Raw genomic sequence first — 12,545 nt, 5'->3', positions numbered from 1 at the left:
GTGCTAGAGTTATCTACTATAAAGCAAATTTCAGGAAATCCATATTATATCTCATTTAGGGATTTATTTGCTGGGGTATTAGCATTATTTAATCTTAAGTAATTAATTGCTCCATTGAGAAAATAGGCAGCAAAGTAGCTAAAACAATAAATAAAACAATTGCGCCCATCAACAGAATAACCATAGGTTCTAATAGCGTGAGTGAGGTATCGATTAAACGTTTTACTTCATTATCCAGATGAAGGGCGGCACGCTCCATCATGTTTGCTAACTGGCCGCTTTTTTCGCCGCTGGCAATTAAATGGATAGCCATAGGACTGATATAGCCTGTTTCCTTTAGAGCTTCATTGATACCGCATCCTTCTCTGACTTTTATTGCAGCAGTATCAAATGATTGGCGCATGAGCACATTAGTCACTAAACTTGCTGCAACACGCATGGTTTCAAGAACGTTTACGCCGGCAGCGAAAAGTATACCAAAAGTATGAATGTAGCGTGAAACATTAATTGTTTTTACCAAATAAGACACTATAGGAAGCCTAAGTAATAGGCGATGCCAGAAGGTTTTAATTTTAATATGAGCTAAGCTTTTCTTAAATGCAATCAATAGAAGAAGAAGTCCAAGTAAGGTATAAAGACCGTAATTTTTAATGAAATGGCTCAAACTGATTAAGAGCACCGTCATTTCAGGTAGTGTTTGTCCGCTACTTGTGAATACTTCGATGATTTTGGGGACTACGAAACTTAATAAAAAGGAAATAATTCCAATTGATACGATAATCATGATGATTGGATAGATCAACGCTTGCTGAACTTTTTGTTTTGTTTGCTGCTGATTTTCCGTGTAATCTGCCAATTTTTCTAAAACGACATCCAAGCGCCCAGTTTGTTCCCCCGAACCTACTGTTGCACGATATAATTCGGGAAATGCATAGGGATATTGAGCCATTGCTTGTGCTAATCCATAACCTTCAAGTACTTTTGACCGCACTCCAATAATTAATTCTCTAACTTTATCTTTTTCTGTTTGTTCGCTGACACCTCGTAATGATTCTTCTACAGGGATCCCAGCAGCAAGTAATGTAGCTAGCTGACGAGTGAATAAGGCGAGATCTGCCGCGGAAACTTTGCTCTTGGCATGATTTCCCGAGCGTTGCTGTGTTAAAACACGAATTTGTGTGGGGATAAGTCCTCGATCGCGTAAAAGTTGGCGCGCATGACGTTCAGAGTCAGCTTCGAGCACTCCTTTAGTCGTGTTGCCATTTTTTTGTAGTGCCTGGTATTGATACGCGCCCATACTTTTTTAGGGTTTTGATAAAAACATAGAGTTTAATCTATTGGGTTTAAGAAGTCACTTAAGGTACACTATACAACCAGATTATCCTGGAGACCTATAATGAGCAAAAATATTATACTTGAGGCAATTAAAGAGCATGAGGCGAAATTAATTGACTTACGATTTACTGACATAAGAGGGAAAGAACAACATATTACCATTCCAATTTCAGCTGTGGATAATGATTTTGTTGAAAATGGAAAAATGATTGACGGATCTTCTTTTAAAGGATGGCAAAAAATTCACCAATCAGATTTAGCGTTACTACCTGATTTAAATACAATGAAGTTGGATCCTTTTTTTCAAGACAATACCCTATTTATTCGTTGTAACGTTGTTGATCCTAAAACAATGATGGGGTATGAACGTTGTCCTAGATCACTCGCTTTGCGTGCTGAGGCTTATTTACAATCTACTGGAATAGCAGATACTGCTTTTTTTGGTCCTGAGCCTGAGTTTTTTATTTTTGATAGCGTACAATGGGAAACAAGTATTGGTGGTGCTTTTTATAAAATCGATTCAGAAGAAGCTCAATGGTACTCCGGAAAAGAATTGGAAGGTGGAAATATTGGTCATCGACCCGCAATAAAAGGCGGTTATTTCCCAGTGCCTCCAGTAGACTCTTCTCATGACATACGTTCAGCAATGTGTTTAACTTTAGAATCATTAGGAATGACCGTCGAAGCACATCATCATGAAGTGGCTACTGCAAATCAGTGTGAAATTGCAACTCGTTTTAATAAATTAACCCAAAAAGCAGATGAATTACAAATTTTAAAGTATGTAGTTCATAATGTAGCACATAATTACGGTAAAACAGCTACTTTTATGCCTAAGCCTTTGGTAGGTGACAATGGAAATGGAATGCATTGTCATCAATCATTATCCAAAAATGGAGTTAATTTATTTTCTGGAGACCAATATGCAGGGCTTTCAGAAATTGCACTTTACTACATTGGCGGCATTATAAAACATGCTCGTGCATTAAATGCATTTACTAACCCAGCAACGAATAGTTATAAGCGACTGGTTCCCGGTTTTGAAGCCCCAGTTCTTTTGGCTTATTCAGCAAGAAATCGATCAGCGGCTATTCGTATTCCTCATGTCAATAACCCTAAAGCACGTCGGATTGAAGTACGGTTTCCTGATCCTATGGCAAATCCTTATCTTGCATTTTCTGCAATGATGATGGCTGGATTAGATGGTATTCAAAAGAAAATTCATCCAGGACAGGCAATGGATAAAGATCTTTATGATTTACCACCAGAAGAGCTTGTTGATATACCTACTGTATGTGCTTCTTTAGATCAATCCATGGAGCATCTGAAAATGGATCATGATTTCTTGTTAGAAGGTGATGTGTTTACTAAGGACTTCATTATGAACTACATTCACATGAAGGAAGAAGAAACAAGTACAATTAGAAGCATGACTCATCCTTATGAGTTTGAGTTATATTACAGTCTCTAGGAATCATGGTGATGAATAAAATTGTTGTCTTCCTATCATTGATGATGGTTATTTGCTTATCATATGCACAAATTTATAAATGGGTAGACAGTCAGGGGGGAGTGCATTTTAGTGATACGCCTCATAAAGGGGCTGAAGTCATTACTCTTCCTGAGGAACAAAGTTCTTCATCACCACCTGCCGCAACATCTCAAATATCTACAGAACAGGGGGAATTACAGGATGATAATCCTGTAAAATTAAAACATTCTTATGACAAGATTGAAATTGTCAAACCTGTAAGCGGAGCAACGATTCGTAATAATCAGGGTTTTGTGACAGTAACAGTACTCACAGAGCCTGATCTTTTTCCAGGAGATAAAGCACAATTGCTTTATGATAATGCTGCTCTTGGAGAGCCACAAAAAAATCTTATATTTGAAATAAATGGTATGAATCGAGGATCACATACTTTAGCAGTCCAAATCCTAGATGAAGAAGGAAATATAATTGATAGCACTGATCCAGTAACAATTTATGTTTTCAGACCACGAGTGGGTATGGTCCCGGGTACCAAACCGCATTAAAGAATAAATGGGAATGATTGATGCTTATTTTATTATCGCCAGCTAAAAAACTATTAGAAATTTCTAAACCGTATGGAGCTGACACATCTAAGCCGATATTTTTGGACAAAACGAACATTCTTGTAACGTTAATGCAAACAAAAACTGTAGATGAAATTGCAGCGCTTATGGGTTTATCCAAAGATCTTGCTGAATTAAATTATCATCGCTATCAAGCATTTCGTATGGATGATAAAGCGTCATTTCATTCATATCCTGCATTATTTTTATTCCAAGGAGATGTCTATCAAGGTTTGCAAGCAAAAAGTTGGGACCAAAAATCAGTGCATTATTCCCAAGATCATTTAAGAATTTTGTCTGGACTTTATGGATTATTGAAGCCTCTAGATGCAATTCAACCGTATAGACTCGAAATGGGGGTTCGTTTAGAAAATCCTGCCGGTAAAAACTTATATGCTTTTTGGCAACATACGGTAACTCAGGCACTGAACGAACAATTAGCAGCTCAGAAAAATCCGATGTTAATTAATCTTGCTTCTGTTGAATATTTTAACGCAGTTGATGAAAAAAAATTAAATTATCCAATTATTACGATTAATTTTTATGAAAAAAAGAATGAGCAGTTAAAAATGATTGGTATTCATGCTAAAAAAGCTCGTGGCGCCATGGCACGATTTCTCATGCAAAATCAAATTGATGATGTGTCATCTCTTAAGGAATTTGACGATCTAGGCTATAAGTTTCATGAATCAACTTCTTCGAAACAACATCTTGATTTTGTCAGAAGTTCTCCAGCGTAAATTATCGGAGCCTGGGTGATCTTGATGTGGAATTTATCCAGCAGAGTACATCGTTTAAATCATTTTCCTGAAGAGGGGACAGTTTGTTATGTCAAAAGAGATGATGAATTAGGTTGTGGGATTAGCGGTTCGAAATTACGTAAATATGCTAGTCTTTTGCCTTTTTTGATGGATCAGAAAATACGTCATCTTATTATTATTGCTGGACCTCAATCTAATAATTTACTTGCTGTTTTACAATTAGCTAGAGAGTTTCAATTTAAAGTAACCGTTTTTTTGCTTCGACCTTGGAAAGTAGAGTTGCAAGGAAATTATAAATTAAGCCGTCTATTTCTCGAGGAGCAAGAAATTATCTGGATTGATCGTGAAGATTGGCCACAGGTAAATGAACTTGCCAATAATTATCTTAATACACTCAATCAGTCGGGTTTTGTATTATGTGAAGGAGCTAGTGTTCCTGAGGCACTGAAGGGAGCTTCAACTTTAGCTGAAGATATTATTTTAAATGAACATACCTTAGAAGTACCATTTCAACATATTTTTATTGATGCCGGAACGGGTTTTTCTGCTGCAGCTCTTGTTAAGAGGTTAGCCGAATTAAGCCATCAAGCTCAAATTCATGTACTTTTATTGGCTGATGATGAAGCACTATTTCACAGCAAATTAAATCAATGGATTGGATTAATTCCTAATAATTTTTCCTGTTTTTATCCAACTACTGCCAAATCTTTCGGTTCGGTGAATCGAACGATTAAAAATGAAGTGTGCCGTTTAGCAAGAGAGGAGGGGATTTTAGCTGATCCTATTTATGCTGCTAAATTATTTTATGAATCGAGAAAACGTATCCAAACGGAGCAATTAAAAGGTAATGTTTTAATTATTCATTCTGGAGGAACTTTGAGTATGCCAGCATTTGATTATACACCACTGATATCAGACTAAAACTCAATAACTTAGTTGCGTTTGTTTTCTTAATACCATGCTGTACTGCGAAATAATCAATTACTTTTAGGCGTTGATGAATCATCACGCCCAAGTTATAGATGAGTTCATCTTATATGTTCAGGTATTTATTGACTCTCCCAAGAGTGTCGATTTTCTAATTTTTCTTCATGTCTCCCTTGAAATTTGTTAACTGATCCCTATATCACTTAAATCATTAGACAATGCATAAACAGGAGACCAGATTAAAATGTCAAGCAAGCAACAAACGATGGGCTTTCAAACTGAAGTAAAACAAATGTTGCATTTAGTAGTGCATTCCCTTTATAGCAATAAGGAAATATTCTTGCGTGAGTTAATTTCTAACGCATCGGATGCTTTAGATAAATTAAGATTTTTGGCTTTATCTAATAGTGCACTTTATGAAAATGATTCAGATTTGAAAATCAGTATTGATTTTAATGAAAAATTAAAAACTATTACCATCAGTGATAATGGGATTGGTTTAAGTTGGGATGAGGCTGTTGAAAATTTAGGTACGATTGCTAAATCAGGTACTAAAGAATTTATGAGTCATTTAACAGGTGAAAGTGCGAAAGACTCTCAGTTAATTGGTCAATTTGGTGTGGGTTTTTATTCTGCTTTTATTGTTGCTGATAAAGTCACAGTGAAAAGTCGCCGCGCCGGTTTGAAACCTGAAGAAGGTATTGTGTGGGAGTCGAATGGAGAAGGGGAGTTTACTATTGACTATGAGAAAAAAACTTCTCGTGGTACGGAGGTTATCCTTCACATTAAAGAAGATAACGATGAGTTTTTAAGTAGTTGGCGTCTACGCAGTATCATCAGCAAATATTCCGATCATATTTGTTGGCCTATAGTGATGAAAAAAGCATCAACTGAGGAGAAAGAGTCCGTTGAATATGAAACAGTAAATAAAGCAACTGCTTTATGGACGATGCAAAAATCAGATATCACCGATGAAGATTATAAATTGCTTTATAAGCACATTTCTCATGACTATCAGGATCCGCTTACATGGTCGCATAATCATGTTGAAGGAAAGCATGATTATATTTCCTTGCTTTATATTCCTTCTCATGCTCCTTTTGATTTATGGCAGCAGGAAACGAAACATGGATTGAAACTCTATGTAAAACGCGTATTTATTATGGATGATGCGACTCAATTTTTACCACGTTATTTACGATTTGTAAAAGGTATTGTTGATGCAAGTGATTTGCCATTGAATATATCACGGGAGATTTTACAAGATAACAAACAGGTAGAAAGCATCCGTTCTGCATGTACAAAACGGGTATTATCCATGCTTGAAAAAATGAGCACTCAAGATAAAGAAACTTATCAAAAGTTTTGGAATGAGTTTGGTTTAGTATTAAAAGAAGGTCCAATAGAAGATTTTGCTAATAAGGAAGCAATTGCTAAATTATTGCGATTTGCTACTACAGCTACTGAATCAGAGAAACAAGAAGCAACACTGGATGATTACATAAGTCGTATGAAAGAAGGGCAGGATAAAATCTACTATATTACTGCATCCAGCTATAATGCGGCTAAAAATAGTCCACATTTAGAAATCTTTAAGAAGAAAGGAATTGAAGTATTATTATTAAGTGACAAAGTTGATGAGTGGTTAGTGGGGTATTTGAGTGAATATGCGGGTAAGAAACTGCAGTCCATATCCAAAGGAAAAGTCGATTTAGATGATGAGTCTAAAGAACAAATTAAAGAACAAGAAAAAACTCTGGAACCGATACTCAATCATATTAAGAAAATTTTAGAGAACAAAGTTAAAGATGTTGTAGTAACCAATCGCTTAACTGATTCTCCAGCATGTATTGTTGCTGATGAACAAGATATGGGTTTGGAAATGCAACGTATTTTACAAGCCGCTGGCCAACAAGTTCCAATGACTAAACCTGTATTTGAGATCAACCCCGAGCATGTATTAATCAAACGTCTGCATGATATTCAAGATGACAATCAATTTGAGTTATGGGTAACCATGTTATTTGAACAAGCCGTTTTAGCTGAGGGTGGTCAATTAGATAATCCTGCGGATTTTGTAAGTAGAGTCAATAGGTTATTGGCATCATCTGCTGTTTAATTATGGTCTGAATGAAGCATAGCGAACCCTGGGAATTTCCTGGGGTTCTGCTGTGTTTTATCCAAGCTAGGCTATTATATAACTCATGCTGTTAGCACGAACGTGTGTTTCTTTGAACTTCTTCCAATTGTATGGCTGTTGAATTAATTGTTGCTCGAGTTTCTGTTTCACTGCTAAAGAACGGTTTATTAATTGCATGTGTGACCATGACTTGTTGTGCTTGATGATGCAACGACTCTGCTTGATGTTGTAACTTCTTAATTTTCTTATCAAGTAAACTAAGACTCTTTTCTACTTCGCTGAGTTTCTCTTTTATTGAAGGGAGTATTTCTTGTTCGAGGGAAATAATTTCTCCAGATTGTTTCGAAATGGCTGTTCTATTTTGCTGAATCGTTGTTTTGTTACGTTCCTGTTGATTGGTATCACTATTGTTTTTAAGTGTATATGCCAAAGTAGCTATGAAGAAGCCTACAGTAATAAAACTTATTACTGCTGCTGGCGCAAAACATATGGAGATTAGAGCAATAGGCATCATATACATACCTAAAAACCCTCCGGCAATGGAAATTCCTGACCCCAGAAGGCCAAATAACCCAATTTTTAGCAGATAATCTCTATATGTGCTTCGTTCTTTTATGGTATGTGCTAATTGTTGATTTTCTTCTTCAAGAGCTTGATTTTGAGCATGGAGCTGGGGATTCGTTTTTTTTAATTGAGCTACCCTGTTTTCTTTTTGATGAATATCGTGTACGAGTGTTTCCTTTTCAAGATAAGCTGAATGACGTATCGAAATTTGCTTTTGCTTTTCCGCTTGAGTTAAAAGATAATCTTCCATGTTACTGACGATTCGCTTTAATGCTTCTTTTTCTTGATAACTTAAGTTTAGTGATTGTAAACAATATCCAAGTCGAGTTAAGAATGTTTGATAGCTCATTTCTGTTGCTTTTTGCATTAATTGATGTTGCATTTTTTGTAGCTTTTCCTGTGCATCAGCAATAGATTTTTGTAATGAACGATAATTTGTTGAGGACAATTCCTTTTCAGGAGTCTTATCATATAAACGAGCTTGGGCTCGTAGTGCACGAGCATTTGCTCGATCGTTTCGTTGTTTTTGTTTTTCAGGCAACTCTATATTTAACCTGTTTGTTATTTCTTCTATGCGACTTTGTTGTTTTTGACTCAATATCTGTTTGCTTTTTAAGGTTTCTTTTATTTGGTTAAGTTCTTGAGAAAAAGTGCGTTTCCGAAGCTCTAATGATTCCCTTTCATGGTCATGATGATGTTCTGTATCGGGTTGAATCTGTGGTATTTTCGGTAGTTGATCTGTTGTGCTCGGATGGGAATGTGTATGTTGTGTTGGTTCTGGATGCGTATGCGTGTGTTGTGTTGGTTCTGGATGTGTATGTGTGTGTTGCGTTGGTTCTGGATGTGTATGTGTGTGTTGCGTTGGTTCTGGATGCGTATGTGTGTGTTGCGTTGGTTCTGGATGCGTATGTGTGTGTTGCGTTGACTCTGGATGAGATGCTAATACAATTTGTCGCGAAATCTCCATAATGAGTGACTCATGACGTAACATATTTACTTCAAGCTCATTAAGTTCGATATCAATCAATCGCTTTTGTCTTTGAACCGAAATTAATTCATTTTCCAATCGAGAGATTAATTCTAAATCTTTTTGATTTTCTTGATAGTCTTGTTCTTTTTCTTGTAAATCTTGTTGAATTTGTTTTTCACAAGCCTCTAATGTGAGTTGAGCGGCGGTAGTTTGTTTCTCTATTTCGAGGAGGCGGTGAAGTTCTTTTTGAACTTCAGTTGTTACATCAGATACCGGCGATAGGAGAATGCAGGAGCTGCGTAGAGCAGCATAATCTGATCGACTAAGGTATTTATCTGTTACTTGCTCCAGTAAAGTACCTATATTTAGAGTTGATAATGACATAACTGAATCCCTCCATGAAAATTTTTTGTACATTTTATCGAAGGATATTAAAGAGTCAACTGTTATACTTAAAAAAGATCCTGAAAAAGATCTGATTCTTTTTTCAGGATTATTAATAAGAAAGCATTAGGCATAAGGAAGAACTAATACAGTTGTTCCTACATCAATAAAGTTCTCATTGAGCCATTTTGCGGCACCTGGGAGAACTCGAATACAGCCATGGCTGGTATTGTATTTGGGAACTTCATAAGCTGCATGAATTGCGTAGCCATCGTGAAAATGCATGCAATAAGGCATTTTGGCACCACCGGCTACATGACCATCCCGTGCAAGAGGATATTCATTTGATTTGCAATCAGCCCCTTTTTTATTAAATACAGCGAAAGTTCCAACTACAGTTCGACACGATTCATTAGAATCTGGGCAACGATCCCTTCCTCCTGAGGCACTGCCTGTCATCACTCGATTACCTTGAGCATCATAGGCTGCCCATGCATCAACATTTGGATCAAAAACAAAAAGTTTTTTACCCTTTACATTCCATGTCGCAGGGAAGTCTTTTTGGCCTCGTGTATCATCTTGATAGGGTGTTGTGTAATGTAATTGACCTGCATCATCAGCGATAACATCAGGTTTATCTGTGACACAAGAAGTTACAAGTAGACCAATCATGGGTGCTAGATACATAAATTTTTTCATCAAATAAATCCTTAAAACATACTGTAAAAAAAAGGCTCGATTCCTCGAGCCTTTTTATTCTAATCGGAAATCATTCCAAATTAAAACTATTCATCGGTTAAACGAAAATATTTTGTTCCAAAATATCTTTGGAGTTTCTTTCTGATTGTGCCGCGACTAATGCCAAGCATTTTAGCAGCTTGTAGTTGATTGCCACGTCGTTTTTCCATTACTGCTTGCAACAATGGAGGTTCAACCTCAGATAATATCATGTCGTATAGATCATCAATGTTTTTATTTTTATTTTCAGCAAGAAAACGGGAGACTAAATTATAGACCAGATCTTGTAGACCTTGATCTTGTTTAATGATACTTTGGGTTGTTTCAGGTGTTTCAATGACAGTCATCTTAACTTCCTTATTAAAAATTAAATCATACATTCCAATTGCTTGCATTCACAATGAAAGCAAAATTAATTGTACATGAAGGATAATTGATATTCTATATTTTTAAGATAAAACTATGCATTTTTTTTGTACAATTCATTCACCACAAGATCAAACAATGTGCGATCAGATTTTTCTGAAGACAACGATTGCTTCACCTTAGTTAATTGAGTGAGCATTTTTTGGGGTTGTTCAGGATCATTATAAAAGCGATCAATATAGCGGGTTAACTCATGGGCATTGCAATCATATTGTAAAAATTCAGGGACAATCATTCTATTTGCTAAAAGATTGCACAAGCCCAAAAATTTTACTTTAATAAACTTCATTGCTAAAACATAATTGAGTAAAGATGATCTATAAATAATACACATCGGTTTTTCTAACAAGGCACATTCAAGAGAAGCGGTGCCTGAAGAAACAATAACGAAATCTGCTGCAGCCATACAATTTAGTGCTTGTCCTTCTACAAATCGTATAGATAAGTGAGTATTGGAAAAATAATGTTTAATTTTTTCCGGATTAATTGTGTTTGCAATAGGAATGACAAAACATAAGTTAGGGTAGCGTTCTTGAAGCAGTAGTGCCGTATCGCGCAAGATTGGCATATGATGCTCAATTTCATTAGTACGACTTCCAGGAAGAAGAGCTATAATCTGACTGTCTGAAGGAAGCTTCAGTGCTTTACGCTGTATTTGAGTATTGTTGACAGCAGAAGATATTTTTTCTACTAAAGGATGACCCACAAAATTTACGGGAACCTGAGCTTTTTCATATAGGGGTTTTTCAAACGGCAAAATAACTGCCATTTGGTCAATACATTGCTTTATAAGATGAATGCGTTTGGCTTTCCATGCCCAAATTTGAGGGCTTATGTAGTAAAGAATCTTAATGCCTAGTTTTAACTTTGCATATTTCGCTAATCTTAAATTAAATCCTGGATAATCAACCAGAATGAGAAGATCCGGTTTTTGTTGATTCAAATGTTTCTTTATTGCAAGAAATGCTTGACGAATTACTTTAAGGTGACGAATGACCGCTGTAAGACCTGTTACCCCAAAGCGTGCTAAATCAGAAATTAATTCAGCTCCTGCTTCTTGCATATGTTTACCACCTATGCCACTAATCGCTACATTGGGATAGGCAGCTTTTAATTGTCGAATTAAAACTGAGGCATGAATATCACCTGATTCTTCACCAGCAATAATGACAATTCGTTTAGATTCTTGCATGGCGTTCTATCAAGTTAGCATGAATAAGCGAAGTAATTGTTTCTGCGGTTTCAAGCGCATGCAGACCATCTTCGCCAGTAACTAGAGGGATGCTGTCTTCTTCAATACATTTTATAAACGCTTTTATTTCTTCAAATAAAGCATCTCCTTTGGCGAATTCCTTTTGCTCATGAGTGATATCAGGAATTCCAGGGAATAATTCACCAGTACCTTTTTTAAAAACCGCAAATTTTTTATTTTGATAGTCTATTGAAAGATAAGTATCTTGTTGAAAAATTCGTGTCGTGCGTTCGGTTTTAAAACTAATACGGCTTGCTGTTAGATTGGCGACACAATGGTTGGCAAAAGTAATGCGCGCATTCGCAATATCGATTGCGTTTGTAAGTACTGGAGCTCCTTGAGCGGAAATGGAAATAATAGGGCTTTTAACCATATGTTGAATTAAATCAATATCATGAATCATGACATCAAGTATGACATTAACATCAGCTCCGCGTGGATTATATGGAGCTAAACGTTGTGAGTCTATAAACAAGGGATTATCTAAATACTTATCTAAAGCTAATCGAGCTGAATTAAAACGCTCTAAATGTCCAACTTGCAATTTAACCTGGTGTTTTTTTGCAAGTTGTATTAATTCTGCTGCTTGCGTTATTGTTTCAGTGACTGGTTTTTCTATTAAAGTATGGATTCCTCGTTCTAAAAAGGATTTTGCAATTTCATAATGCTTGTTCGTTGTTGCAGCAATACTTACTGCATCAACTTTGTCAAATAAATCATGATAATTGGTATAACCAGGAACTTGTAATTCATCCGATACTGATTCTAATATTTTTGGATTTAGGTCGCAAACGGCAACTAATTCTGCATTAGAAAGGAGTTGATATTTTTGTGCGTGAAACCTACCTAAATAACCGACACCAATTACTGCGCAACGAATTTTACTCATTCTGTTTATCTGTTAATTATTTGTGCGCATGATCGCATTTCTTTGGTGATAAATCAATTTTA

At 36.1% G+C, this 12,545-nt stretch carries 11 protein-coding genes; 5 read left to right on the top strand and 6 right to left on the bottom strand.

Going from position 1 to position 12,545, the window contains the following annotated elements; all coding sequences use genetic code 11:
- Positions 1 to 94: 94 nt before the first annotated feature.
- Positions 95 to 1,297: a GspF family T2SS innner membrane protein variant LspF gene (gene lspF, locus Lgra_RS16260; RefSeq protein WP_058500197.1), complete on the bottom strand. Its 1,203-nt coding sequence runs from the start codon at positions 1,295 to 1,297 to the stop codon at positions 95 to 97.
- Positions 1,298 to 1,396: 99 nt separating this feature from the next.
- Between lspF and glnA the strand changes: the two genes are divergently transcribed.
- The 5 genes from glnA (at position 1,397) to htpG (ending at position 7,239) form a co-directional block, all read left to right on the top strand.
- Entirely contained in the window at positions 1,397 to 2,806 is a 1,410-nt protein-coding gene (gene glnA / locus Lgra_RS16255) for a type I glutamate--ammonia ligase (RefSeq protein WP_058500196.1), read from the top strand.
- A gap of 11 nt (positions 2,807 to 2,817) precedes the next feature.
- Positions 2,818 to 3,372: a DUF4124 domain-containing protein gene (locus Lgra_RS16250; RefSeq protein ID WP_058500195.1), complete on the top strand. Its 555-nt coding sequence runs from the start codon at positions 2,818 to 2,820 to the stop codon at positions 3,370 to 3,372.
- A gap of 20 nt (positions 3,373 to 3,392) precedes the next feature.
- Positions 3,393 to 4,172, top strand: a complete 780-nt coding sequence (gene yaaA / locus Lgra_RS16245; RefSeq protein ID WP_058500194.1) for a peroxide stress protein YaaA — start codon at positions 3,393 to 3,395, stop codon at positions 4,170 to 4,172.
- A gap of 24 nt (positions 4,173 to 4,196) precedes the next feature.
- Positions 4,197 to 5,114 (top strand): pyridoxal-phosphate dependent enzyme, encoded by a 918-nt coding sequence (locus Lgra_RS16240; protein ID WP_058500193.1) that lies wholly within the window; start codon positions 4,197 to 4,199, stop codon positions 5,112 to 5,114.
- Positions 5,115 to 5,364: 250 nt separating this feature from the next.
- On the top strand, positions 5,365 to 7,239 hold the full coding sequence (gene htpG / locus Lgra_RS16235) for a molecular chaperone HtpG (protein WP_058500192.1): 1,875 nt from the start codon (positions 5,365 to 5,367) through the stop codon (positions 7,237 to 7,239).
- Positions 7,240 to 7,330: 91 nt separating this feature from the next.
- On the opposite strand, the gene Lgra_RS16230 is transcribed toward htpG, so the two are convergent.
- From Lgra_RS16230 to Lgra_RS16210, 5 genes are all read right to left on the bottom strand, one after another.
- Positions 7,331 to 9,178: a hypothetical protein gene (locus Lgra_RS16230; protein ID WP_058500191.1), complete on the bottom strand. Its 1,848-nt coding sequence runs from the start codon at positions 9,176 to 9,178 to the stop codon at positions 7,331 to 7,333.
- Between the two features lie 126 nt (positions 9,179 to 9,304).
- Positions 9,305 to 9,877 (bottom strand): L,D-transpeptidase, encoded by a 573-nt coding sequence (locus Lgra_RS16225; protein ID WP_058500190.1) that lies wholly within the window; start codon positions 9,875 to 9,877, stop codon positions 9,305 to 9,307.
- An 86-nt stretch (positions 9,878 to 9,963) separates the two neighbouring features.
- The gene (locus Lgra_RS16220) at positions 9,964 to 10,263 is read right to left on the bottom strand and encodes a helix-turn-helix domain-containing protein (protein WP_027269723.1); all 300 of its coding nucleotides are present in this window, start codon (positions 10,261 to 10,263) and stop codon (positions 9,964 to 9,966) included.
- A 113-nt stretch (positions 10,264 to 10,376) separates the two neighbouring features.
- Positions 10,377 to 11,534 (bottom strand): lipid-A-disaccharide synthase, encoded by a 1,158-nt coding sequence (gene lpxB / locus Lgra_RS16215; protein ID WP_058500189.1) that lies wholly within the window; start codon positions 11,532 to 11,534, stop codon positions 10,377 to 10,379.
- On the bottom strand, positions 11,521 to 12,483 hold the full coding sequence (locus tag Lgra_RS16210; RefSeq protein ID WP_058500188.1) for a Gfo/Idh/MocA family protein: 963 nt from the start codon (positions 12,481 to 12,483) through the stop codon (positions 11,521 to 11,523). The genes lpxB and Lgra_RS16210 overlap by 14 nt, the downstream gene beginning before the upstream one ends.
- Positions 12,484 to 12,545: the final 62 nt, after the last annotated feature.

This window comes from Legionella gratiana, from assembly GCF_001467695.1.
Lineage (GTDB): Bacteria > Pseudomonadota > Gammaproteobacteria > Legionellales > Legionellaceae > Legionella > Legionella gratiana.
Note: the sequence above shows the minus strand (reverse complement) of the source record. Positions and strands in the feature narration are given on the sequence as shown.

Bases quoted from the DNA above. Each gene is read 5' to 3' on its own strand.
- Lgra_RS16240 (WP_058500193.1), top strand. From the start codon at position 4,197: ATGTGGAATTTATCCAGCAGAGTACATCGTTTAAATCATTTTCCTGAA.
- Lgra_RS16230 (WP_058500191.1), bottom strand. From the start codon at position 9,178: ATGTCATTATCAACTCTAAATATAGGTACTTTACTGGAGCAAGTAACA.
- Lgra_RS16210 (WP_058500188.1), bottom strand. From the start codon at position 12,483: ATGAGTAAAATTCGTTGCGCAGTAATTGGTGTCGGTTATTTAGGTAGG.
- lpxB (WP_058500189.1), bottom strand. From the start codon at position 11,534: ATGCAAGAATCTAAACGAATTGTCATTATTGCTGGTGAAGAATCAGGT.
- Lgra_RS16220 (WP_027269723.1), bottom strand. From the start codon at position 10,263: ATGACTGTCATTGAAACACCTGAAACAACCCAAAGTATCATTAAACAA.
- Lgra_RS16225 (WP_058500190.1), bottom strand. From the start codon at position 9,877: ATGAAAAAATTTATGTATCTAGCACCCATGATTGGTCTACTTGTAACT.
- yaaA (WP_058500194.1), top strand. From the start codon at position 3,393: ATGCTTATTTTATTATCGCCAGCTAAAAAACTATTAGAAATTTCTAAA.
- lspF (WP_058500197.1), bottom strand. From the start codon at position 1,297: ATGGGCGCGTATCAATACCAGGCACTACAAAAAAATGGCAACACGACT.
- glnA (WP_058500196.1), top strand. From the start codon at position 1,397: ATGAGCAAAAATATTATACTTGAGGCAATTAAAGAGCATGAGGCGAAA.
- Lgra_RS16250 (WP_058500195.1), top strand. From the start codon at position 2,818: ATGAATAAAATTGTTGTCTTCCTATCATTGATGATGGTTATTTGCTTA.
- htpG (WP_058500192.1), top strand. From the start codon at position 5,365: ATGTCAAGCAAGCAACAAACGATGGGCTTTCAAACTGAAGTAAAACAA.